Source organism: Amycolatopsis sp. NPDC043885 (assembly GCF_056435685.1).
The window spans coordinates 113,113-132,998 of sequence record NZ_JBWKEA010000005.1 but is presented as its reverse complement, the minus strand read 5'-3'; the positions used below and the strand labels follow the sequence as shown (position 1 = coordinate 132,998).

Annotated in this window: 19 protein-coding genes; 11 read left to right on the top strand and 8 right to left on the bottom strand. The window is 67.2% G+C overall.

The genetic code is table 11. The features are described from left to right. Positions 1 to 3 precede the first annotated feature (3 nt). The 4 genes from AC069I_RS18015 to AC069I_RS18000 all read right to left on the bottom strand — a co-directional run bounded on the left by AC069I_RS18015 (position 4) and on the right by AC069I_RS18000 (position 6,647). Positions 4 to 903, bottom strand: coding sequence for a hypothetical protein (locus tag AC069I_RS18015; RefSeq protein ID WP_478265879.1), 900 nt, complete (start codon positions 901 to 903; stop codon positions 4 to 6). Between the two features lie 92 nt (positions 904 to 995). Continuing rightward, positions 996 to 3,374, bottom strand: coding sequence for a DNA topoisomerase (locus tag AC069I_RS18010; RefSeq protein WP_478265878.1), 2,379 nt, complete (start codon positions 3,372 to 3,374; stop codon positions 996 to 998). A 1,639-nt stretch (positions 3,375 to 5,013) separates the two neighbouring features. Further along, positions 5,014 to 5,439: a PaaI family thioesterase gene (locus AC069I_RS18005; RefSeq protein WP_478225932.1), complete on the bottom strand. Its 426-nt coding sequence runs from the start codon at positions 5,437 to 5,439 to the stop codon at positions 5,014 to 5,016. Then, positions 5,439 to 6,647 (bottom strand): 3,4-dihydroxy-2-butanone-4-phosphate synthase, encoded by a 1,209-nt coding sequence (locus AC069I_RS18000; RefSeq protein ID WP_478265877.1) that lies wholly within the window; start codon positions 6,645 to 6,647, stop codon positions 5,439 to 5,441. The genes AC069I_RS18005 and AC069I_RS18000 overlap by 1 nt, the downstream gene beginning before the upstream one ends. Before the next feature lie 384 nt (positions 6,648 to 7,031). On the opposite strand from AC069I_RS18000, the gene AC069I_RS17995 reads away from it, so the two are divergent. From AC069I_RS17995 to AC069I_RS17985, 3 genes are all read left to right on the top strand, one after another. Continuing rightward, positions 7,032 to 7,448 carry a DUF6892 domain-containing protein gene (locus tag AC069I_RS17995; protein WP_478265876.1) on the top strand — a complete coding sequence of 139 codons (417 nt, stop codon included), beginning with the start codon at positions 7,032 to 7,034 and terminating at the stop codon, positions 7,446 to 7,448. A 123-nt stretch (positions 7,449 to 7,571) separates the two neighbouring features. Next, positions 7,572 to 8,072 (top strand): peptidase inhibitor family I36 protein, encoded by a 501-nt coding sequence (locus AC069I_RS17990; protein WP_478265875.1) that lies wholly within the window; start codon positions 7,572 to 7,574, stop codon positions 8,070 to 8,072. An 88-nt stretch (positions 8,073 to 8,160) separates the two neighbouring features. Beyond that, positions 8,161 to 10,833 (top strand): AfsR/SARP family transcriptional regulator, encoded by a 2,673-nt coding sequence (locus AC069I_RS17985; protein WP_478265874.1) that lies wholly within the window; start codon positions 8,161 to 8,163, stop codon positions 10,831 to 10,833. Positions 10,834 to 11,142: 309 nt separating this feature from the next. Here AC069I_RS17985 and AC069I_RS17980 read toward each other — a convergent pair whose 3' ends face one another. After that, on the bottom strand, positions 11,143 to 12,213 hold the full coding sequence (locus AC069I_RS17980; protein WP_478265873.1) for a DmpA family aminopeptidase: 1,071 nt from the start codon (positions 12,211 to 12,213) through the stop codon (positions 11,143 to 11,145). Further along, on the bottom strand, positions 12,210 to 12,821 hold the full coding sequence (locus tag AC069I_RS17975) for a TetR/AcrR family transcriptional regulator (protein WP_478225938.1): 612 nt from the start codon (positions 12,819 to 12,821) through the stop codon (positions 12,210 to 12,212). The genes AC069I_RS17980 and AC069I_RS17975 overlap by 4 nt, the downstream gene beginning before the upstream one ends. Before the next feature lie 142 nt (positions 12,822 to 12,963). Here AC069I_RS17975 and AC069I_RS17970 point away from each other — a divergent pair, with 142 nt between their 5' ends. Beyond that, positions 12,964 to 14,340 carry an APC family permease gene (locus AC069I_RS17970; protein WP_478265872.1) on the top strand — a complete coding sequence of 459 codons (1,377 nt, stop codon included), beginning with the start codon at positions 12,964 to 12,966 and terminating at the stop codon, positions 14,338 to 14,340. Here the strand turns inward: AC069I_RS17970 and AC069I_RS17965 are convergent, their stop codons facing one another. Further along, the gene (locus tag AC069I_RS17965; RefSeq protein WP_034308044.1) at positions 14,341 to 14,907 is read right to left on the bottom strand and encodes a helix-turn-helix domain-containing protein; all 567 of its coding nucleotides are present in this window, start codon (positions 14,905 to 14,907) and stop codon (positions 14,341 to 14,343) included. A 68-nt stretch (positions 14,908 to 14,975) separates the two neighbouring features. On the opposite strand from AC069I_RS17965, the gene AC069I_RS17960 reads away from it, so the two are divergent. The 5 genes from AC069I_RS17960 (at position 14,976) to AC069I_RS17940 (ending at position 18,092) form a co-directional block, all read left to right on the top strand. After that, complete coding sequence (locus AC069I_RS17960; protein ID WP_478225940.1) at positions 14,976 to 15,689, top strand: AzlC family ABC transporter permease; 714 nt, start codon at positions 14,976 to 14,978, stop codon at positions 15,687 to 15,689. Then, positions 15,689 to 16,009: an AzlD domain-containing protein gene (locus AC069I_RS17955; RefSeq protein WP_478225941.1), complete on the top strand. Its 321-nt coding sequence runs from the start codon at positions 15,689 to 15,691 to the stop codon at positions 16,007 to 16,009. Before AC069I_RS17960 ends, AC069I_RS17955 begins: the two co-directional genes overlap by 1 nt. A 54-nt stretch (positions 16,010 to 16,063) precedes the next feature. Continuing rightward, positions 16,064 to 16,693: a pyridoxal 5'-phosphate synthase glutaminase subunit PdxT gene (gene pdxT / locus AC069I_RS17950; RefSeq protein ID WP_478265871.1), complete on the top strand. Its 630-nt coding sequence runs from the start codon at positions 16,064 to 16,066 to the stop codon at positions 16,691 to 16,693. 51 nt (positions 16,694 to 16,744) lie between these two features. Next, complete coding sequence (locus AC069I_RS17945) at positions 16,745 to 17,494, top strand: YebC/PmpR family DNA-binding transcriptional regulator (protein ID WP_470226705.1); 750 nt, start codon at positions 16,745 to 16,747, stop codon at positions 17,492 to 17,494. 67 nt (positions 17,495 to 17,561) lie between these two features. Continuing rightward, positions 17,562 to 18,092, top strand: coding sequence for a DUF4262 domain-containing protein (locus AC069I_RS17940; RefSeq protein ID WP_478225942.1), 531 nt, complete (start codon positions 17,562 to 17,564; stop codon positions 18,090 to 18,092). Positions 18,093 to 18,174: 82 nt separating this feature from the next. Here AC069I_RS17940 and AC069I_RS17935 read toward each other — a convergent pair whose 3' ends face one another. After that, positions 18,175 to 18,627 (bottom strand): cupin domain-containing protein, encoded by a 453-nt coding sequence (locus AC069I_RS17935; RefSeq protein ID WP_478225943.1) that lies wholly within the window; start codon positions 18,625 to 18,627, stop codon positions 18,175 to 18,177. Between the two features lie 78 nt (positions 18,628 to 18,705). On the opposite strand from AC069I_RS17935, the gene ruvC reads away from it, so the two are divergent. After that, positions 18,706 to 19,290, top strand: a complete 585-nt coding sequence (ruvC, locus tag AC069I_RS17930) for a crossover junction endodeoxyribonuclease RuvC (RefSeq protein WP_340681463.1) — start codon at positions 18,706 to 18,708, stop codon at positions 19,288 to 19,290. Beyond that, complete coding sequence (ruvA, locus tag AC069I_RS17925) at positions 19,287 to 19,886, top strand: Holliday junction branch migration protein RuvA (RefSeq protein WP_125683140.1); 600 nt, start codon at positions 19,287 to 19,289, stop codon at positions 19,884 to 19,886. The genes ruvC and ruvA overlap by 4 nt, the downstream gene beginning before the upstream one ends.

Below are 19,886 nucleotides of genomic sequence, written 5' to 3'. Positions count from 1 at the left end.
CTATCAGCCGAGCGACGCCGTGCGCGACAGCCAGTCGTCGCCGCATCCGCGATAGAACACTCGCAGCATCGACTGGACCTCGTCGCCTTCAAGAACTGTCGCCTCTTTGACCATCAGGGCAGACCCCTCAACTTCCGCCTGGAGAATAGTGTGAGCTCGACGTAATGCATCAACACTTTTAGCCTTAAGGACCAGGTACTGGTGGATAGAGGTGAACTTTCCACCCACGTGCTGTGTCAAGATGTCGTATTGCTCGTTTTGCAGCTCGATAAGATCCGGGTCGCGGGTCACCAGTTCCTGGTTCCGCTTTTCCAGGGCTGCGACCTGGTGGTAGATCCGTTGTGGTTCCTTGGTGGTGATCATCGTCCATTGGCAGGAGGTGTCCACCTTGCGCCAGAACGCATCGACCCTGTCGAGAATCATGATGCGGTCCGCATCGAACAGCAAGTAACTGGCTGAGCCGACTATCAGGTAGGCCTGACCTGCACTGCCGTCAGCAAAAAGGATTCTGCCGTCAGGCTGAATGGCGTCGATACCTACAATCGAGTGGAAATCCGATGGGTTGGAGCTTCGGCGGGTGTACACGCGCCGTGACTTGGTCGGCGCGTAGGACAGCAGGGCGGGCACGGTCATCACTCGCAGCTGTCTGGTGTTCGTCATCCCGCCGAAGTAGACGATCGCAGCGAGACCCCAGATGACGAAGAGCGTGATGAAGATCGGAGATGCACTCGAGATGAATGTCGTGGTTGTGACCCACAGGAGGGCGAGTCCGCAACTTCCGAAGAAGAGCAGCTGCTTGATGGGGGAGGGTCTTACCGCCCAACCCCCCTTGCTCAACGTAATTTCATGATCCAGAAAGGACCGGCTGATACTGGTCGGAACCTTGTAGGACACCTTCGCCACAATCTGTTCTCCTAACTCCGCTAATACTGTTCTCGGACCTCCGCTGGTCGTGTCTTCACCACAGGAGCCTGGCTCCTGTGCGATTCGAGTTTTCAGTCGAACGAGGCGACAATTTTCTTCCTGCCGTTTACGGTTTTCCAGGTGAGGCGTGCGTTGAATTTCCTGCCGCGCTTGGACGCGAATCCTGTGCCCTCGATCGTCTCGCCCGCCGCAAGGGCTTGTCGCTGCTGGGGGGTGAACGTGACCTGGCACCAGGATCGAGGAGGCTTGTCGTCTCTTCCGAAGTCAGGCACGATCTTATTGGTCGTTCGATCCCAGCTAACTGAGCATCCGAACGTTTTTCCACTCTCGGGGCTGACGAAGTCGTCGATGTCCAGAGACTCTCCGGACTCGAGCGCTTGGACCTCGGCCGGGGTGAACGTCCTACCGCACCAGGCCGTCGGATGATCAGGGGCTTCGAGCTGGAACCCGACGAAACTGGCGCCCCGGAATATGCCGACGCCGAGCCGCCCGTGTGCCGCGAACGGGTTTCCCTTGCGATCGGTCGCCTGAAACGAGATCTTTCTCCCAGCCAGCAACTCCATGATCTCCGCATCGGAGAACTCATGGCCTGACCAGATCTTCTTGAAAGTGACCTTCCTCGGGCGACCAGGCGCCCTGGTCCAGACACCCTCGGCTCGAGCGGCCACGGGGCTCGTCTGGAGGCCGAGTGCCGAACGCATTCGCGTCGCGTTCATCCGCATGGTGTTCATGTCCTGAACGACCCAGTCGGCGACAACCTTCAGGCACTCATCGGCTGTGGTCTTGCCGGCGGCGATGTCGCGCATATCGGCATGGACCTTCTCGGTGAGGCTCAAGTCTCCGATCCGTGTGCCCGGCAGCAAGTACCAGCTCATCTCTCCGGCGCTGGCCAACAGAAGCTTCCGCCCGTTCTCTGCAAGTAGCGGATACTTCGCCGTAGTCGAAGTCACCTCCGAGTAGGTCGACGTACGCGTCGCGCCAGTACCGACGTCACGCTTTTCCAACTGCTTCATCAACCACCGCATACTCGGATGTTCCGGTCGTTTGTTCGCCCCCTCGAACGTGAAAGGCTCCGCGGTCCGCCCCAGTCCCTTCAACGACTCGCTGTTGCCGGCTCCAGACGTGGGATCGCCCGCGTCCGGGTCGAAGACACGCTTCCACCCGAGCGACAGCGGAACATTGGCGATGCCGACGAAATCTGGGTATGTCCCAACATGCCCCTTCTGCTGCTCGTAGAGGTAGTCGTCGGCGAGCATTGCCAGATAGTTTTTCGCGAGCGTCTCGTAGATCAGACGGCCTGCCTTGCCGTACTTCCCCTCGATGGCATCGAGTGATGCAGGAACCCTCGGGCCGGGACGGTTGGCGCCATGTGCACCCGTGGGCTTCACATGTGTCGCCCTGGGGCCGCGGTGCGTGAGAAGCGTCGTGCTCACGCCCACCACGCCGGCGATCTTGTCGACCAGGGGTGTCAGCTGGTCGAACTGCTCGGGTGTGATGGTCTTGTCTTCGGTACGTGGATAGGAGACGACCTGGTCCTCGTACATCTTCTGATACGTCGCGAGTACGAGTTTCGCCTTGATGTCCTTGTCGACCAGCAGTGAAGAGAGCGCCGCCAGGTCAAGGAGCCTCGGAGGTGCAGTTCGTTTGGTCGTCCTTCCAGCGAGCACCACTGGTGACGGCACGTATAGCTGGGGCACCTGAGCCTTCTGAGCGAATCGCGGCTCCGTGGGGTTGGTGTAGACGACATCGTTCTCGTCGCGGAACCGGTTCTGGAAAAAGGGCTTCTTGACGTAGGTGTTGTGCTCTTCGAGCTGGTCACCGACTAGCGCGACCATCGCAGACTTGAGACGCCCCTGGCGGAGCACGGTGTCGCGTCCCGACGAGCGGGCCATGTTGGTGGCGATGCGGGTGAACTGCATCGAAAGGAAGTCGAACTGTGCGCGATAGCGCGCCTTCTTGTACTCGTCGAACTCCGCCAGCGAGGGAATCGTCTTGCGGTCCTTGAACGCCGTCTGCAACGAGGGGACCGTTTCGTCGGTGAAGTACATGCGCGACCAGACCGTGGGCTTCAAGCCGAGTTCGAGGACGGCGTTCACGGCGATCAGGCCTCCCTCACCGGTGGGATCCACGTCGGTGGCGATGACGATCTCGGCGCAACCTTGGAGCTGGCGGCTCACGTCGCGCGCTACCGCCGCGGAGCCCTTCACGGGCTTCAGCTTCCAGTTGAGGTCCGCAGGCTGCCAGGGCAAGTTGTTGAGGTTCCACTTCTGGTACTTGTCGGCCAGGCTGGGGGAGTTGACCATCGTGTGTGGATCAACGAACTCGTAGAGGTGGCCGCGAGCATGTGTCACAACGAACTGCTCGCCGTTGTAGGTTCCGCTTATTCCGCCGAGGGCAGTGGCGACGTGGCGCGCGGCACTTGGCTTCTCTGTCAGGATCCCGACGACCATCGTGACTCCTTCTCTACGATCGATCAATCGCGAGTCAATCGTATCGCAACTGATTGGGCGATACGGGATCCAATCGATGGACCGGGATGTGGAGACCTCGGGCCGCAAGCCAAGGAGAACGGCGGCCCTTCCGGTTGCACGTTTGCGCACGCCTCTGCCGCGGCCGGCAACGTAGATGCATTCGCAGTGTTGCGCAGGTGGCAGAGAGTGAAGTCAGGTGCCACTGTGACGTTGTTGTGCTGTTCGCGGTCGCGCTGGCGTGGCTGCACGAGCCAGGTGTGGGGTCGCATGTCGAAATGTCGATCGGCTCGATCGACTTGGACTCGAGCGCCTGCCCAGTGAGCCTTCCTGACGTGCACCGTGAGTGCGTGGCGATAGTGCGATAGAGCACCAGGCCTCGGAGCGGGGCCAAGAGACGCCTGTCGTTCCACGTGCAGGCGTATAACGCTTTGTTCGGGCAAGCTCCGGTGAGTCCTCTGCAAGGCCCCGGTGTGGCCGTGCAGAGGCCGACACCGTTGAAGGTGTCTCGGTCTGGGCTCCGAGGGGTCGCTGGATGGGCGCCGCAGAGCCAAGCGGGATGTGCTGGCATCAGTGGTCTGAGTATGGGCTCCTTCGGGTGCTGTTCGAGCCCTGTCAGGCGTACGTGGTGGCCACGGCACGGCTGGATGGACTGCCAGGCGGTAGTAGACAGCTGGACGTGGGATCCTGACGTGGCTGGACGCCTGTTGATCTGAGGATCAGGCGTCGGGTGTGTGTTCAGTTGGAGGCTCCGCTGATTGACCTGGAGTCAAGACGCCTCGCAGTGCGTTTCTCCGCCGCGATCCGCACCATGACATGTCGATCGAGGGGCCAGGGTGGCAGGGGAAGACGACGTGGTGGCGCTGGTGCAGGGGATAGCCATCGTCATACGGAGGATGGGTCTATCAGAACTTGCTAGGTCAAGCGGGCTGCTGGGCCGAGGTGGACTGCCGGTGTTGGGCACAGGCAGTTCGCGGTGGGAGCGCGTTAGGCCTCACTTGTGTGGACCTGAAGTGTCCACCGTGCATCAATGCGCATGGTTGGTCATTCGGGTGACAGGCTGTGGTGCGCGGGCCAGGTGCTGACCCTTGGAGCAGGTGTGACTCAGGGTGTCGACCAGAACGCCGGGGTTGCCTGGCCTTTCCGATGTGACGTGTCACTACCGTTTCGAGCCGCCTCGTGCTCATGTCGGCGGCACATGTCGAGCTGTCACTGGCACCCGGCTAAGTACCTTGCACCAACTACGGGGTGTTAGCCCTTCGGCCGCCGCCGTTGACGAGCCTTGGCAATGGGGTCAGAACGATGGGGCATGGTTGATCTGATGGCCAGCCGACTGGCTCTGGGAACCGGCCACTGACTGCGGCATGCGCGGCCAAACGGCCCGCAAAGCGCTAGTGCTTGCAGGGCATAGCCCGCGCTGTCGGAGAGAGACAGGTAGGCGCATCCGGCACCTTGATGAGTCACCTGACTACCAGTCGGTCAAGGTCAATCTTGGACCACGGCATCAACGTCGACGACGTGCCCGAGCCGCACCGCCTTTCCGAGCGTGGCTGGTAAAGACTCGGCTTCTGTACGGGACGGCCCGGCGCTCCTCGATGAGCGCCGGGCCGTCCCGCGTGTATCAGGGGGTGGGGCCGTTTCTGGTCAGCACGCTGCCTTGTGCCGCGGCACTGAGTGTCGTGGTCCCGTCCTGGCTGATCACGTAGAGGTCGCAGCGGCAGGTGGCCTGCCGTCGGCCGCTGTGCAGGACCCGCGCTTCCGCCACGAGCCGGATTCCTTGTGCCGGGCGCAGATAGTTGATGCTGAAGCCGCCGGTGAGGACATCCGGACCCAGTGTGGTCCCGGCCGCGAAGGTGATCGCGTTGTCCGCGGCGTAGGCGAGTACGCCGCCGTGGAGATATCCGTTCTGTTGCAACAGGTCCTCGCGGATGTCGAGTTCCAGGGTCGCGGCACCGTTACCGAATGAGGAAACCCGGGCCCCGAGAAGAACGCTGAACGGTTGCGAGGCAAGGCCCTTCCGGGCGTCTTCGAGGGTCAGTGCGGTCATCAAAGCCACGCTTTCAGGTCGGCCAAATCCACCATGGGCATTCCCCAGCGCAGTGCCGCGACTTCGAGGTCGGCGCTGCCTGCCATCGTGCCGTCGGGGTTCATCACTTCGCAGCACACGCCGACCGGGGGAAGGCCGGCGGCGGTGCACAACGCGACCGTCGCCTCCGTGTGCCCGGACCGCTCGGCGAGCAGGCCTGGCCGCGCGGCGAGCGGGAACACGTGTCCAGGACGCAGGAAGTCCTTGGCCGTCGCGTCCGGGGCGGCCAGCTTCCGCACGGTGGCGGCACGTTCGGCAGCGGAAACGCCGGTTCCTGTTCCCGTGGCCAGGTCGACCGGTATCGACCACGCCGTTCCCTGCCGGTCGCCTTCGCCGGGCATCTGCGCGATCTCGAGGCGCCGCAGCACTTCCGGCGCGCACGGCACCGCCGGAAAGCCGCAGACCTTGGTCAGCAGGAAGGTGAACGACTCCGGGCGGAGCCGCGCGCCGGCGAAGATCACGTCGCCCTCGCCCTCGGTCTCCGGATCCCACACGACGACACCGCCACCGGCGGCGAGCTGGCGCAGCACCTTCTCCACACCGGCGCGTCCGTCGACGTGACCGGCCCACGGCAGCTGGGGCAAAGCCTTACCCACAGCCGAAGGTGGTGCCTTCTCGACCAAACGGCCGACCAGGTCGAGTTCCAGGTTCACCCGGTCTCCGGCTTTCAGATCGCCGAGTGTGGTGGCCGAGCGGGTCATCGGGAGCAGCACGACCGAGATCCGGTCACGCAGGACCTCGGCGATGGTCACGCTGACACCGTCGAGGGCGATCGGGGACTTCGCGAGCAGCCTGTCCAGCAAACGCTGCGGCGGCCGGAGCCAGATCCGGCGGGAGCCGCCTTCGTCGTCGATCCGGATCACTTTGCCGACGGCGTCGACGTAACCCTGTACCAAATGGCCGTCCAGCGGATCGCCGACCTGAAGCGGCGTCTCGACGTTGACTGCGTCCCCGGCCGCGAGCGTGTCGAACGTCGACCTGTGACGGGTTTCCGCGGAGAGCACCGCCTCCAAGACATCGTCGACCGGCCGTACGGTGAGCCGTACCCCGTTGACGCATGCCGATCCGCCATCGCGGACGCGGCTTGCGCTCTTCGGCGCCCGCACACGCAGCACGTCGCCCTTGATCTGTTCGACGGCACCCAGCTCGCCGATTCGCCCAGTGAACATGAATCATCACCCCATTTGACGCCGTACCCCGGGAAGTCCGGCGACGGCCGGACGAAGGGACGCGGGGTGTCACCGCCTGGTCCCGGAATCGCGCCGGGTCGTTCCACCCCGTCGGCGGAACCGGCCGACTGTACGGCCGCACCGTGGAATCGCACCACGAGTCGATCATAGCCGGAGCCAGGATCGGTTTCGAGGCCGAGGAGAGTCGAGCCCCTCAGTGCCGCGGCCGCTTGGCCGGCGGTCCCGCCGATCCGACCGGGCGGACCTTGCCCCATCGGGCAACCAGGACTGGCCGGGGATCAGGTGGACGAGATCGTGATCACCGGGCGCTGGGGATTCGGCGATTTCGGACCATGCGGACGGGCCGGCTTATAAGGTCCGGACATGAGTCAGTCGATCCGGTTCACCGATCCCAACTTCAAGCTCGCGGTCGTCCAAGAGCTGATGTACAACCAGGAACTCCTGCCGAAGTTCGACCTGGGGCAGTACGCCGCCGAGAAGGGCTTCACCTACGACGCCGGCAGCGTCGAGGCGGTCCCTGAGGCCTTGGCCTACTTCGCGGCGCTCGAGGTCCCCGCTGAGTTCGCGGAGAAGATCACCGAGATCGAGATGGACGGCGGCAACGAGATCTACCTTGAGATCGCGCCGAACTGGGACGGCGAAGACTCCCTGTTCGAAGTCGACGAGTTCGCCGACGTCGAGCATTTTCCCCACCTGAAGTCGATGACCCTGCTCTACACGGGCAACGACGAGGCGCTGGAGACGCTGCGCGCCCGCGGCATTGAAGCGGACTGGGTCTGACGCGTCACCAGCAGATCTAAGCGGATGAACCGCGTTCCCTTTTCGACCGCTTAAGCATCGGGTAGCGGGTCACGGGACCTTGATCCCGGCGTGCGGAGGGTACGCCGGGATCAAGGAGGACAAATGCGCAAACTTCGGTTCGTTTCCGCGGCCTTGGGCGCCGCCGCGATCGCGACGGCACTCGTCGCGGCTCCCGCTTCGGCCGCGACGGACGGGGCGGCCGCCCTGAAGTCGGCCGGGATCGACACGGCGAAGCTCGCTCCCGGGTGGAAGGTCGTCGGGGACCAGATCGTCTGGAACGGAGGGGAGACCACTCTGTCGTTGTCGCCCAGCGCGGCCAGCAACTGCCAAGCGAACTACGTGTGCCTGTACGAGCATCGCGACTTCGGCGGACGGCGACTGCAGTTCCGGGACCCGGGGCTGAAGAATCTGGTCGATTACGGATTCAACGATCAGATGTCGTCCTGGCACAACCGGCGCGGAGTCGACGCCCGCTGGTACTACAACATCGGCAGCGGGACCAGTCGCTGCATGCAGGCGGGAGCCCGATCGTCGTACGTGGGCAACGCCGACAACGACCAGGCGAGTTCGTTGAGAATTTACACCTCGGCCAGTGCCTGCTGAGTAGGACGTTCCTTCGAATGCCGGACGCCACCCTCGGATATTTGTGACACTCTCGGGAATGGGTGTCTCGAATACTGGGGGAGAAACGGTGAAGGAAAAGAATCATTTCTATCGTTTGTTCGGTGAACCTGCGGCCGAGTGGCAGGGCGCAGACCTGCCACTCGGCACACCGCAGGCGCGCCGGGTCTTCGCGCTCCTGCTGATCGAGGCTGGACGCCCGGTGCCCCTCGACCGGATAATCGACGAGCTTTGGGGCGAGACGCCACCGATTTCGGCGAAAGTTCAGGTCCAGGGTCTGATATCGGGTCTTCGCAGGGCTTTGCGCGCGCCGACCGGTGGAACGCCGATTCTCACCAGGGGGGCGGCATATCTTCTCGACGCGGGGCCAGAGGAGACCGACGCCGGCCGGTTCACCTGCCTCACCGCCCAGGGTCGCGGACTGCTGGCCCGCGGCTGCCATCTCGAGGCGGCCCAACGGTTCCGGGACGCGCTCGGACTCTGGCGCGGGCCGGTGCTCGCCGGGATCCCGGCGGCGGCCGAGGTCGTCGTGCACTGGGAGGAAGAGCGCCTTTCGGTGCTGGAAGACAAGGCCGACGCCGAACTCGGGCTCGGCGAACACGACAGGCTCGTTCCCGGGCTGCGTGACCTGCTCGCCGCGGCCCCGTTCCGTGAACGGGTCTGCGGGCAGCTGATGACCGCGCTCGCCCGCGCCGGCCGGGTGGCCGAGGCGCTCGACGTCTACGCCGGATGGCGCCGCAGGCTGGTCGACGAACTCGGCGTCGAGCCTTCGCCGTCGATTCGCGCGTTGCAGTGCGAGATCCTGCGTGAGGGTCAGGGCAGAGCCACCCGCGAGTATCCCGCGTACCAGGAACCCGCTGTGCCGAGCCAGTTGCCGCCGGGGATCCCGGACTTCGTCGGCAGGGACGCGCTCATCGCGGACCTGCTTGGGGAACTGGGCAAGGACGGCGGCCGCGACACCCCGCCCGTGCTGCTGCTGACCGGCGCGGGCGGGGTCGGGAAGTCTTCGCTGGCGATCCGGCTCGCGCACCGGGTCACGGACGACTACCCCGACGGGCGGCTGTTCGCGGCCCTGCGCGGGACCACGAACGAGCCGAGGCCGCCGGAAGCCGTACTCGCCGGTTTCCTGCGTGCCTTCGGCGTTCCCGCCGACGAGATCCCGGCCGACGTCGACGAATGCGCCTGCCTGTTCCGCAGCCTGGTCCACGGCCGTCGCGTGCTGCTGGTCCTGGACGACGCAGCCGGCGAGGCGCAGCTGCGCCCGTTGCTTCCCGCGTCCGGCGGCTGCGCGGTGATCGTCACGAGCCGGTTCTCCTTGGCCGGACTCGAACTCGGCCGCAAGGTCCCGGTCGGTCTCCTGCCACCGGAGGACGCGGAGGCCCTGCTCTCGAAGCTCACCGAGATCGACGAAGACCCCGTCGCCGCCCGGCAGGTTCTCGACCATTGCGGCGGGCTCCCGCTGGCCTTGCGGATCGCCGGCAGCCGGATCGGCGACCGTGCGGGCTGGCGGCTCGCCGACGTCGCGGGCGAGCTGTCCGTCGAACGGCGACGGCTGGACTGGCTGCGCACCGGGGATCTGGCCGTCCGCGGCAGCCTGTCCCTCGGGTACCGGCAACTGACGCCGGACCGGCAGCGGCAGTTCCGAAGACTCGGTCTGCTGCCCTCGGCCGATTTCCCGGTCTGGGCGGCGGCGCTGGCGGACGGCGGCGAGCCAGAGGCGACGTCCCGCGCGCTCGAAGACCTGCGGCATCGGCATATGGTCCAGCCGGTTCCGCGGGCCACCGGCGCACCCCGTTACCGCCTGCACGACCTCTTGCGCGCGTTCGCCGTCGAGCAGGTCGCGGCCGAGCAGGAACAGGTACGCGCGGAGACGATCGAGCGGGTGCTCGGCGGTTGGCTCTGGCTCGCGGAGAAGGCCGCGGATCGGTTGTCCCGGAGCGTTCTGCGGCCCGAGCCCGGCGGCGCGACCCGGACCTCGCTCGACGAAACGCTGGTGACTGAACCGCTTTCGTGGTTCCGATGCGAACTGCCCGCGCTGGAGGCCGCCGTCTCGCACGCGGCGGATGCCGGACTGGGCGAGCTCGCCTGGGAACTCGCCGTCGTGACCGGGTCTTACTTCGACCACAATGGACTGTATGCGGAATGGTCGCGGTGCCATCGGTGCGCGCTCACCGCGGCGAGGGAGTCGGGGTGCGCCCGCGGGGAAGCCGCGCTGCTGAGGGGGATCGGCCAGATCGACCTGTACCGGGACGACTTCAGTGCGGCGGGTGAGGCGCTCGCCGAGTCTTGCCGGATCAGCGAGCGGATCGGCGACTCCGCCGGGCGGGCCAGGGCGCTGACCGGACTCTGCGTCCTCGCCCGCGCCGCCGGACGGCCCGAGGAATCGCGCGCGACCGCGAGGCGGGCACTGGCGCTCTTCCGCGAGATCGGTGACGTCCTCGGCATGGCGCACGCCCATACCTCGTACGCCGTCGCGAGCGCGGAGCTCGGCCTGCTCGACGAGGCGGAGGCGGCGCTGGACGAAGCCGGACGGCTGTGCGCCGAGCTGAACGACCCGCACCGCACGGCGCTCATCCTGCGCAGGCGGGGCCAGTTGTACTTGCGGCGCGAAGACCGGCGGAGCGCGATGTCCTGCCTGCGCCGCGCGCTGGAACTGCTGGACTCGCTTTCCGACGAGATCTGTGCCTCGCGGGTCCGGCTGGATCTCGCGCGGGCCCCCGCGAAGGTGCTGATCGGGACCTAGCTATTTGCGCGGTAAGGCGAATATGGCGTGATCGAGCTTCCGCGGTGAACGGCTTCTTCGCCTGAGTGTCCACAGGGGACAGCCTCTGGCGACCGAATGTCCGATTGATTCCCCTATGCGGAGTTCGGTGCAGGGGTCGTGAGTGGCGTTTCGGGTTAGAACCCTCATTGCCACTCACGACCCTGCGCGAAGTGCCCAAAACGGACGCCTGGATCTGGTTCTGTGTCCCTTGTGGACAGTCAAGTCGCGCCAGGTTCTTGGAGTGCTGGTCCTGTCGCCGGCTTCATCACGACACGTCTGCCTTACCTGTCAATTGGTGGTGCGCCACCGCCCCGTCGGCAGTGCGGGGACTCGGTGGCCGCGGTGACCGGTCATCTCCTCGTTCGCGAACAGGGCGTTCAGCACCGCTTCTTCGGTCGCCTGCACCACGGCCTCGAAGAACGGGTCGAGCCTGCCCCACGGGACGAACCGCAGGCTTTCGTACTCGGCCTCCTCGGTCCGGGGGAACCGGCTGGTGAGCGCTCCCGGATTCGCCGTGCTGAACGCCAGGAAGAGATCGCCGGAGAAGTGCGACCCCGCGGTGCCGGTGCGGGCGAGGCCGAGCGGGACACGGCGGGCGAGCGCGGTGCACTGGCCGGGCAGCAGGGGAGCGTCGGTACCGACGATCACGATCACCGATCCCGCGCCGGACGGCGCCGCCCAGTCCGCCTCCATCGGGTTGTCGGCGCCGAGTTCCACGCCGACGTGCTCGCCCGCGACGGTGAGTTCGCGACGTGAGCCGAAGTTGGCCTGTACCAACGTTCCCACGGTGTACTCGTCGTCCCCGTAGGACACGACGCGGGAGGCCGTGCCGGTTCCGCCCTTGAAGCCGTAACAGGTCATCCCGGTACCGCCGCCGACAGAACCTTCGCTGACCGGACCCGTGCGCGCGGCGTCGATCGCGGCGATGGCGTGTCCACTGTGGATAGTCGGTGCGGTGCTGTCGTTCAGATAGCCGTCCCAGGTCTCGGCGACCACCGGCAGCAGCCATTCGGCGGCCACGTCGGGCCGTTCCCTTACCACCCAGTCGATCGTGCCGCGATGGCACGCGCCGACGGCGTGCGTGGAGGTGATCAGCACCGGCAGGGTCAGCGAACCCGTCTCGGCCAGCCACGCGGTGCCGGTCATCTCGCCGTTGCCGTTGAGGGCGTACGTCCCGGCCGCGCACGGCACGGCGAAATCCTCGCGTCCGCGCGGCAGGACGGCGGTGACGCCGGTGCGCACCGATTCGCCTTCGACGAGGGTCGTGAAACCGATCTCGACGCCGGGGACGTCGGTGAGCGCGTTGTGCTCGCCGGTCCGGCCGGGCAGCGGGACACCCAGATCGCGGGCGCGGGTCATGGACGGTCCTCCAAGGGGTTCGAGGTGGCTGTGCGGGCGTAGGAGAGCAGCATCGCTTCGGCGGTGGCGGTTTCCAGCGTCGGCACGGCCTGCGTGAGGTGCAGGCCGTAGCCGTCTTCCAGTGCGACGAGGTTCCGCGCGATCGACACCGCGTCCGCGGTCAGCGTGAACTCGCCGGTGGCGGCGCCCGCTTCGAGGATGCCGGTGTAGATCCGGACCTGCTGCTCGTAGAGCGTGATGTGCCGTGCGGCGTACACGGGATCACGGCGGGCGATCGTGCCCAACTCGTAGAGGAGTACGCAGAGTTCGTCGTCAGGGCCGGTGGGCAGGCCGCTGCGGATCATCGCCAGCAGCCGGCCGGACGGGGGCGTCTTCGCACCCGCGGCCTGCTCTCTCGCCGAACAGAACCGCGCCACCGCCTCGCGCTGCACCTCCTGGAGCAGAGCGGTGAGGGTGGGGAAGTAGTACAGGACCGAACCCGGCGACAGGCCCGCGCCCTCGGCGACGTCCCTCAACCGCAGGTTCAGCACGCCGCGTTCGAGGACGGCCTGTCTGGCCACCTCGATCAACTCGGTACGCCGCTCCGCTGCCTTGCTCGGTCTCGCCATGCGTTCATTCTTCGAATCTTGTTCGAAAAACGCAAGAGCTGCGCGCGATCAGCTCTTGACGTCACACGGTGGAGGGCCTTTGATGCGTGCTCAACGGTTTTTCGAAGGAGATTCAAGGAACCTACCTTGTAGGAGGTCGGCCGTGTCCACTCCCGCCCTGCGCCGCGGTCTGCGCACCCTCGGCACGCTGCTCATCACGCTCTCCGCGATCAGTCCCGCTTCGTCGGTCTTCATCATCGCGCCGGGGGTGATCTCCGGTGCCGGGACGGGCGCCTTCTACAGCTTCGTGGCGGCCGCGGTGGTCGGAGTCTTCATGGCCTTCGTCTACGCCGAACTCGCGTCGGCGTTCCCGCTGGCGGGCGGCGAGTACGCGATCGTCACCCGCACTCTCGGCCGCTTGCCAGGGTTCGCCGTACTGGGTCTGATGATCATCACGCAGGTGCTCATCGTCGCGGTGATCGCGCTCGGCGTCGGCACCTACCTCGGCGTGCTCCTGCCCGGCGTGCCCGGTTCGGTCATCGCCGCCGTGACCTGCGTGGTCGCGGCCGTCGTCGGCGTGTTCGACATCAAGCTCAACGCCTGGGTCACCGGGATCTTCCTGGCGATCGAGATCCTCGCGCTGATCGTGGTCAGCGCGCTCGGACTGCTGAACCCGGCGCGGTCGTTCGCCGATCTGCTGGCGCATCCGGTCGCCTCGGACGGTGGTCCGGCCACCGTCGGTGCCATCGCGATCGCCACGTCGGTCGCGATCTTCGCCTACAACGGCTACGGCTCGGCCGTGTACTTCGGCGAGGAGACGCAGGACGCCTCGCGGGGGATCGCCCGGGCGATCCTGCTCGCGCTGGGCATCACCGTGCTCGCCGAGCTGGTCCCGGTGACCGCGGTCCTGCTCGGCGCGCCCGACCTGAACGCGCTGTTCGCCTCGGGGAACATGCTGTCCTACTTCATCGATTCGCGTGGCGGCGGAACCCTCGACACGGTGCTCGGACTGGCCGTCGCGCTCGCGATCATCAACGCGGTGCTGGCGATCGTGCTGATCAGCTCGCGGATGCTGTTCAGCAGCGGCCGCGACCGCGCGTGGCCCCGGCCGGTCAACCGGGCGCTGGCCGCGGTGCACCCGAAGTTCGGGACGCCGTGGGTGGCCACCGTCGGCACCGGACTGGTCGCCGCGCTGCTCTGCTTCGTCGACCCGAAACTGCTGCTGGTGGTGACGAGCACGTCGATCGTGGCGGTCTACGCGGCGCTCTGCCTCGGCGCGATCGTCGGAAGGCGCACCGGCGCCACCGCGCACGCCGAGTACCGGATGCCGTGGTTCCCGGTCGCGCCGGTGCTGGCCCTGGCGGTCCTGGTGTTCGTCGTCTACCAGAACCTGCTCGACCCGGCGGTGGGACGGCCGAGCCTGATCGTCACGGCCTGCGTCGCCCTTCTGTCGATCGCGTACTACGTCCTGGTTCTGCGGCGGAAGGGCGGCTGGAAGCTCGCCGATGTCACCGAGGAGAAGGCCGAGGAGCCCGCCTGATCAGGTGTACTCGGCGATCTCCACGCCGTACGTGCCCGGTTCGAGCGCCTCGAAGATGTGCGGGACGTCGCCGGGGTAGCAGATGTAGTCGCCGGGCAGCAGTTCGACCGGCTCGTCCAGCGGCCCGACCTTGGCGCGGCCCGCGCTGAGGACGATGTGCTCGACGATGCCGCTCATATGCGGATCCGAGAGTCGCGGTTTCCCGGGCTCGGCGCGGATCAGGTACACGTCGCGCCGGGCGCCGGGCGGGCACGAACTGAGCAGCGTGCAGGCGTAGTCGGCGTGCTCGGCGAACACTGTCGGCCCGCTTCCCGAGCGGATGACCTGCACGCGGGGGCGTTCGGGTTCGACCACACGGGAGAACGGGACGTCGAGCGCGACGCACAGCGCCCAGATCGTCTCGACGCTCGGGTTCCCGGTCCCGGACTCCAGCTGCGAGAGTGTGGATTTCGCGATGCCGGCGCGTTTGGCGACCTCGGTGAGGGACAGCCCGGTGCGGGCGCGTTCCCGGCGCAGGGACATGGCGATGACGTCCAGGGGTGCGCCGTCGGACGCGGTCGGGGACATGCGTTCGCTCCATTGGTCGTTGCGTTCGCCTTGACGAACACGGCTGCGTTCGTTCATTGTATGACGCTATGCGTTCGATATGGCGAACAACCACTCGTGTCCTGGGGCGCGATCTTCTCCGTGACATCGGGCTGGTCTGCCTCGCCGACACCATTGTCGGCATCTCCTACGGCGCCATCGCGGTGGGCTCCGGCTTCCCGATCTGGGCGCCGATGCTGCTTTCGGTACTGGTCTTCGCGGGCGCCTCGCAGTTCATGTTCGTCGGCATCATCGCCGCCGGCGGCAGCCCGGTCGCGGCCGTCGCGGCGGGACTGCTCGCCAACGCGCGACATCTGCCCTTCGGCTTCGCGATCGGCGACGTCCTTGGCAAGCGGTGGGCGTCGAGGATCGTCGGCAGCCACCTGATGATCGACGAATCGGTCGCGTTCGCGCTGGCCCAGCGCGACGAGGAGCGGCGCAAGGCGGCGTACTGGGTGTGCGGAATCGGGCTGTTCGTGTGCTGGAACGTCGGCGTCCTCGCCGGGGCTTACGCCGGGACCGCGATCAGCGACACCGACGCCTTCGGTCTCGACGCGGCCTTCCCGGCGGTCCTGCTCGCGCTGGTCCTGCCGTCGCTGCGCGACCGTGCCGCCCGGCTGCCGGTGCTCATCGGCGTGGCCGTCGCGCTGGCCACGACGCCGTTCCTGCCCGCGGGGCTGCCGGTGCTGCTCGCGCTGGTCGGCGTGCTGGCCGGAGTGGCCGCGAAGGAACCCGTCGAGCGTGAACCCGAGGGAGTGCACTGATGGACCCGCTGGAACTGATCATCGCCGGTGGTGTGCTCGCCGCCGGGACCTTCGCCTTCCGGTTCGCCGGACCGGTGCTGAAGGCGCGGTTCACCGTGTCGTCCAAGGCCGAGAAGCTGATGGCGCGTTCGGCCGTCGTCCTGCTGGCCGCGCTGGTCGCGGTCGCCGCGCTCACCGAGGGACACGAGTTCGCCGGCTACGCCCGGCCCGCCGGGGTGCTGGTCGGCGGCGTGCTCGCCTGGCGCAAGGCGCCGTTCGCGCTGGTCGTCGTCGCGGCGGCCGCGACCGCCGCCCTGCTGCGGCTGGCCGGGGTCCCCTGACCTGGTCCTTCCCCGAGGCGCCTAAGCTAAGGGGAAGGTCTTTCGGGAGGTCGGGTGGCGATCGCGACGGGGGCACGGCCGGTGGTCGGCGTGCTCGCACTGCAGGGCGACGTGCGGGAGCACGCCGCGATGGTGGAACGCGCCGGCGCGCGTGCGCTGCCGGTCCGCCGCGCGAGCGAACTGTCCGAAGTGGACGGTCTGGTGCTGCCGGGTGGCGAGTCGACCACCATGTCGAGGCTGCTGGAGACCTTCGAACTGCTGGAGCCGCTGCGCGAGCGCATCGCGGACGGGATGCCCGCGTTCGGCTCCTGCGCCGGGATGATCCTGCTCGCCCGCCAGGCCCTCGACGGGCGGCCTGACCAGCGGCAACTCGGCGGGCTCGACGTGGTCGTCCGGCGCAACGCGTTCGGGCGGCAGGTGGACTCCTTCGAAGCCGACCTCGACTTCACCGGCATCGAAGGCGGCCCGGTGCACGCTGTGTTCATCCGCGCCCCATGGGTCGAAAAAGCGAGCGACGGGGTCGAGGTACTCGCCAGTGTCCCCGAAATGCCGGGCTCCGAGGACGCGGCCGCTAGGATCGTCGCGGTCCGGCAGGGGGCGGTACTCGCCACGTCGTTCCACCCCGAACTCACCGGGGACGAACGCGTGCACAGGCTGTTCGTCGACCTCGTGCGGCAGGCTTAAGCAAAACCGACACTGTGCTCAGCGGCGGGCACAGGAGTAGATGGAGGAGAGATGAGCGGCCACTCCAAGTGGGCCACCACGAAGCACAAGAAGGCCAACCTGGACGCGAAGCGCGGCAAGCTCTTCGCCCGGTTGATCAAGAACATCGAGGTGGCGGCCCGGACCGGCGGTGGCGACCCGGACGGCAACCCGACGCTCTACGACGCCATCCAGAAGGCCAAGAAGAACTCGGTCCCGCAGGACAACATCGAGCGCGCCCGCAAACGCGGCGCCGGTGAAGAGGCCGGTGGCGCCGACTGGCAGACCATCACCTACGAGGGCTACGGCCCGAACGGGGTGGCCGTGCTGATCGAATGCCTCACCGACAACAAGAACCGCGCCGCCATGGAGGTGCGGACCGCGCTCACCCGGAACAACGGCTCGCTCGCCGACCCGGGCTCGGTCGCCTACATGTTCAACCGCAAGGGCGTCGTGATCATGCCCAAGGGTGACGCGGCCGAGGACGACGTTCTCATGGCCGTGCTCGACGCGGGTGCCGAGGAGGTGAACGACCTCGACGAGAACTTCGAGATCGTCTCCGAGGCGACCGACCTCGTCCCGGTCCGGAAAGCCTTGCAGGAAGCCGGTTTCGAGTACGAGTCCGCGGATCTCACCTTCCTGCCGTCGGTCAGTGTCCCGCTGGATGTCGAGGGCGCGAAGAAGGTCTTCAAGCTCATCGACGCGCTCGAGGATTGCGACGACGTGCAGAACGTGTACGCGAACTTCGATGTGTCGGACGAGGTCATGGCGGAAGTCGGCTGATCGATTTTCCCGCCATGCCGCGGAAAATCGGTCCCGGGGCTAGGTGCGGGCGCTCGCGTGGGGCACAATGTCGCGCGTGACGACCTCCGAAGCCGACGCCCTCACTGCCGAAGAAACCGAACTCATCCAGTGGATCGAGGCGCAGGCGAAGGCGAGAGGGAACGCGGTCATCGCGGTCGAAGGTGACGAGGAGGAAGCGGCCTTCTGCTTCACCGCGTGCGCCTGGGCGCTGCACAACGTCGCGGAAGCGGTCGTGATCGGATTGCCCGGGAACATGGGGCCGGTCCTGCTCGACGCCTACGTGGACCGCGCGGCCGCCGGCGAGATCTTCGAGGTCGGCAAGCAGTACGACGATTTCTTCGAGGGCGCGCCGGTGGTCTTCGAGCGGGTCGCGAAGGGGCACTATCCCGAGTACTTCGGGAGCGCGTTCCTGATCTATCCGGACGGGGACTTCCCGGCGCTGCAGCTGATCGTCGCCACACCGGACGGGCACTTCCCGTGGCATCCGGACGCGCCCGAGGGCTTCGCGCGGTACCAGCCGGTGCTGACCGAATCCGGTGACCCGGAGAGCTGGACGCCGGGCGTCGATGGCCCCTGAGTCACCACTGCGCGTGCTGATCGCAAGTCCGTGAAGGCCTCCTTACCTACCCTGAAGGTAGTGAAGGAGGCCTTCACGGATTTCAGGGGTGCTCCAGCCAGGGCGCCAGATCCTCAGCCGCCTCCTGCCACTCAGCGGCCAAAGCCGCCGCGGACCGGAACTCCACGCAGTCGTCCGTATAAGGCGGTACCACCACCGTCCCGACCAGGCTCCACTCACCGGTGCTCACCGACGCCTGCCACACCCCGGCGGGCACCACCACCTGCGGACGCTGACCGGCCGCGACGTCCGGCCCCAGCACCGGCCGCGAGATCCGCCCGTCCGGGAACAACAGCAGCATCCGCACCGGCGCCCCGGCGTGGTGCGCGTAGATCTCCAGCCGGTCCAGCCGGTGCGGCGCCGACGTTTCCGGAGGCGCCAGCAGATAGTAGATCGCCGAAGCGGTCTCGTCGCGCCAACTCTGTGCCCAGCGGCCACCTTCCACCGGCAGCGGCTGGAGACCCAGATGAACGGTGAACTCGTCGAGGCTCGGCATGTCCTCATCTTGCCCGGCGGTGGCTCCGGGTAGCCTCAGCCTCGAACGGATGTTCGCTGGAGCGGCGGAGGGAAACGCGTGCGGGTACTCGGGGTCGACCCCGGTCTGACCAGGTGCGGGCTCGGAGTGGTCGACGGCGGCACGGGCCGCACCGTCCGCGCCGTGGCCGTCGACGTCGTGCGCACCCCGCCGGACGCCGATCTTTCCGTACGCCTGCTGGGGATTTCCGATGCCGTCGAGCGGTGGCTGGATCGCTACAAGCCCGAAGCCGTCGCCGTCGAGCGGGTCTTCGCGCAGCACAACGTGCGCACCGCGATGGGCACCGCGCAGGCGGGCGGTGTCGTCGCGCTCGCCGCGGCCAAACGCGGGCTGCCGGTCGTGTTCCACACCCCAAGTGAAGTCAAGGCCGCCGTCACGGGCTCCGGCCGCGCGGACAAGGCGCAGGTCACCGGTATGGTCATGCGGCTGCTCGGCCTCGAGGTCAAACCGCATCCGGCGGACGCCGCGGACGCGCTCGCGCTCGCCATCTGCCATCTGTGGCGCGAACCGATGCGGGTCCGGCTCGCCGAAGCCGAGGCCAGGGCCGCCGAGATCGCCAAGAACCACAAGGCCAGGCTCGCCGCCGCGGCCAAACAAGCAAAGACGCAGGGAGCGGCTCGATGATCTCCTCGGTACGCGGTGAAATCCTCTCCATCGGTCTTGACCACGTCGTGATCGAGGTCGGGGGAGTGGGCTTCGCCGTGCAGGCCACCCCCGCCACCCTCGCGACGCTTCGCCGTGGCGAGGAGGCGATGCTGCACACCGCGCTCGTGGTCCGCGAGGATTCCTTGACGCTGTTCGGTTTCGCCGACGCGGACGCCCGCGAACTGTTCGGCCTGCTGCAGACGGTCTCCGGGATCGGTCCGCGGCTCGCGCTCGCGACACTGGCCGTCCTCGATCCCGACAAGCTGCGCTCCGCGCTGGTCGAAGGCAACATCACCGTGCTCACCCAGGTGCCCGGCATCGGCCGCAAGGGCGCCGAGCGGCTCACGCTCGAACTCCGGGACAAGGTCACCGCGCTCGCGGGGCCGACGGACGGCTCCCCGGCGGTCGTCGCGCCCGGCGCGCTGCGGGGCGAGGTCGTCGAGGCGCTCGCGGGTCTCGGGTTCCCGGCCAAACAGGCCGAACAGGCCGTCGACAAGGTGCTCGGCGAGGGCGAAGGCCACACGACCTCGTCCGTGCTGCGCGCCGCGCTGGCCACCCTCGGGCGTAAGCGGTAA

Excerpts from the sequence above, each read along its gene's own strand:
- AC069I_RS17990 (WP_478265875.1), top strand. The coding sequence starts at position 7,572 with ATGCGCAAACTTCGGTTCGTTTCCGCGGCCTTGGGCGCCGCCGCGATC.
- AC069I_RS17980 (WP_478265873.1), bottom strand. The coding sequence starts at position 12,213 with ATGACCCGCGCCCGCGATCTGGGTGTCCCGCTGCCCGGCCGGACCGGC.
- ruvA (WP_125683140.1), top strand. The coding sequence starts at position 19,287 with ATGATCTCCTCGGTACGCGGTGAAATCCTCTCCATCGGTCTTGACCAC.
- AC069I_RS17995 (WP_478265876.1), top strand. The coding sequence starts at position 7,032 with ATGAGTCAGTCGATCCGGTTCACCGATCCCAACTTCAAGCTCGCGGTC.
- AC069I_RS17940 (WP_478225942.1), top strand. The coding sequence starts at position 17,562 with ATGTCGCGCGTGACGACCTCCGAAGCCGACGCCCTCACTGCCGAAGAA.
- AC069I_RS18000 (WP_478265877.1), bottom strand. The coding sequence starts at position 6,647 with ATGTTCACTGGGCGAATCGGCGAGCTGGGTGCCGTCGAACAGATCAAG.
- AC069I_RS18005 (WP_478225932.1), bottom strand. The coding sequence starts at position 5,439 with ATGACCGCACTGACCCTCGAAGACGCCCGGAAGGGCCTTGCCTCGCAA.
- AC069I_RS17965 (WP_034308044.1), bottom strand. The coding sequence starts at position 14,907 with ATGTCCCCGACCGCGTCCGACGGCGCACCCCTGGACGTCATCGCCATG.
- AC069I_RS17935 (WP_478225943.1), bottom strand. The coding sequence starts at position 18,627 with ATGCCGAGCCTCGACGAGTTCACCGTTCATCTGGGTCTCCAGCCGCTG.
- AC069I_RS17945 (WP_470226705.1), top strand. The coding sequence starts at position 16,745 with ATGAGCGGCCACTCCAAGTGGGCCACCACGAAGCACAAGAAGGCCAAC.
- AC069I_RS18010 (WP_478265878.1), bottom strand. The coding sequence starts at position 3,374 with ATGGTCGTCGGGATCCTGACAGAGAAGCCAAGTGCCGCGCGCCACGTC.
- AC069I_RS17975 (WP_478225938.1), bottom strand. The coding sequence starts at position 12,821 with ATGGCGAGACCGAGCAAGGCAGCGGAGCGGCGTACCGAGTTGATCGAG.
- AC069I_RS17960 (WP_478225940.1), top strand. The coding sequence starts at position 14,976 with ATGCGTTCGATATGGCGAACAACCACTCGTGTCCTGGGGCGCGATCTT.
- AC069I_RS17955 (WP_478225941.1), top strand. The coding sequence starts at position 15,689 with ATGGACCCGCTGGAACTGATCATCGCCGGTGGTGTGCTCGCCGCCGGG.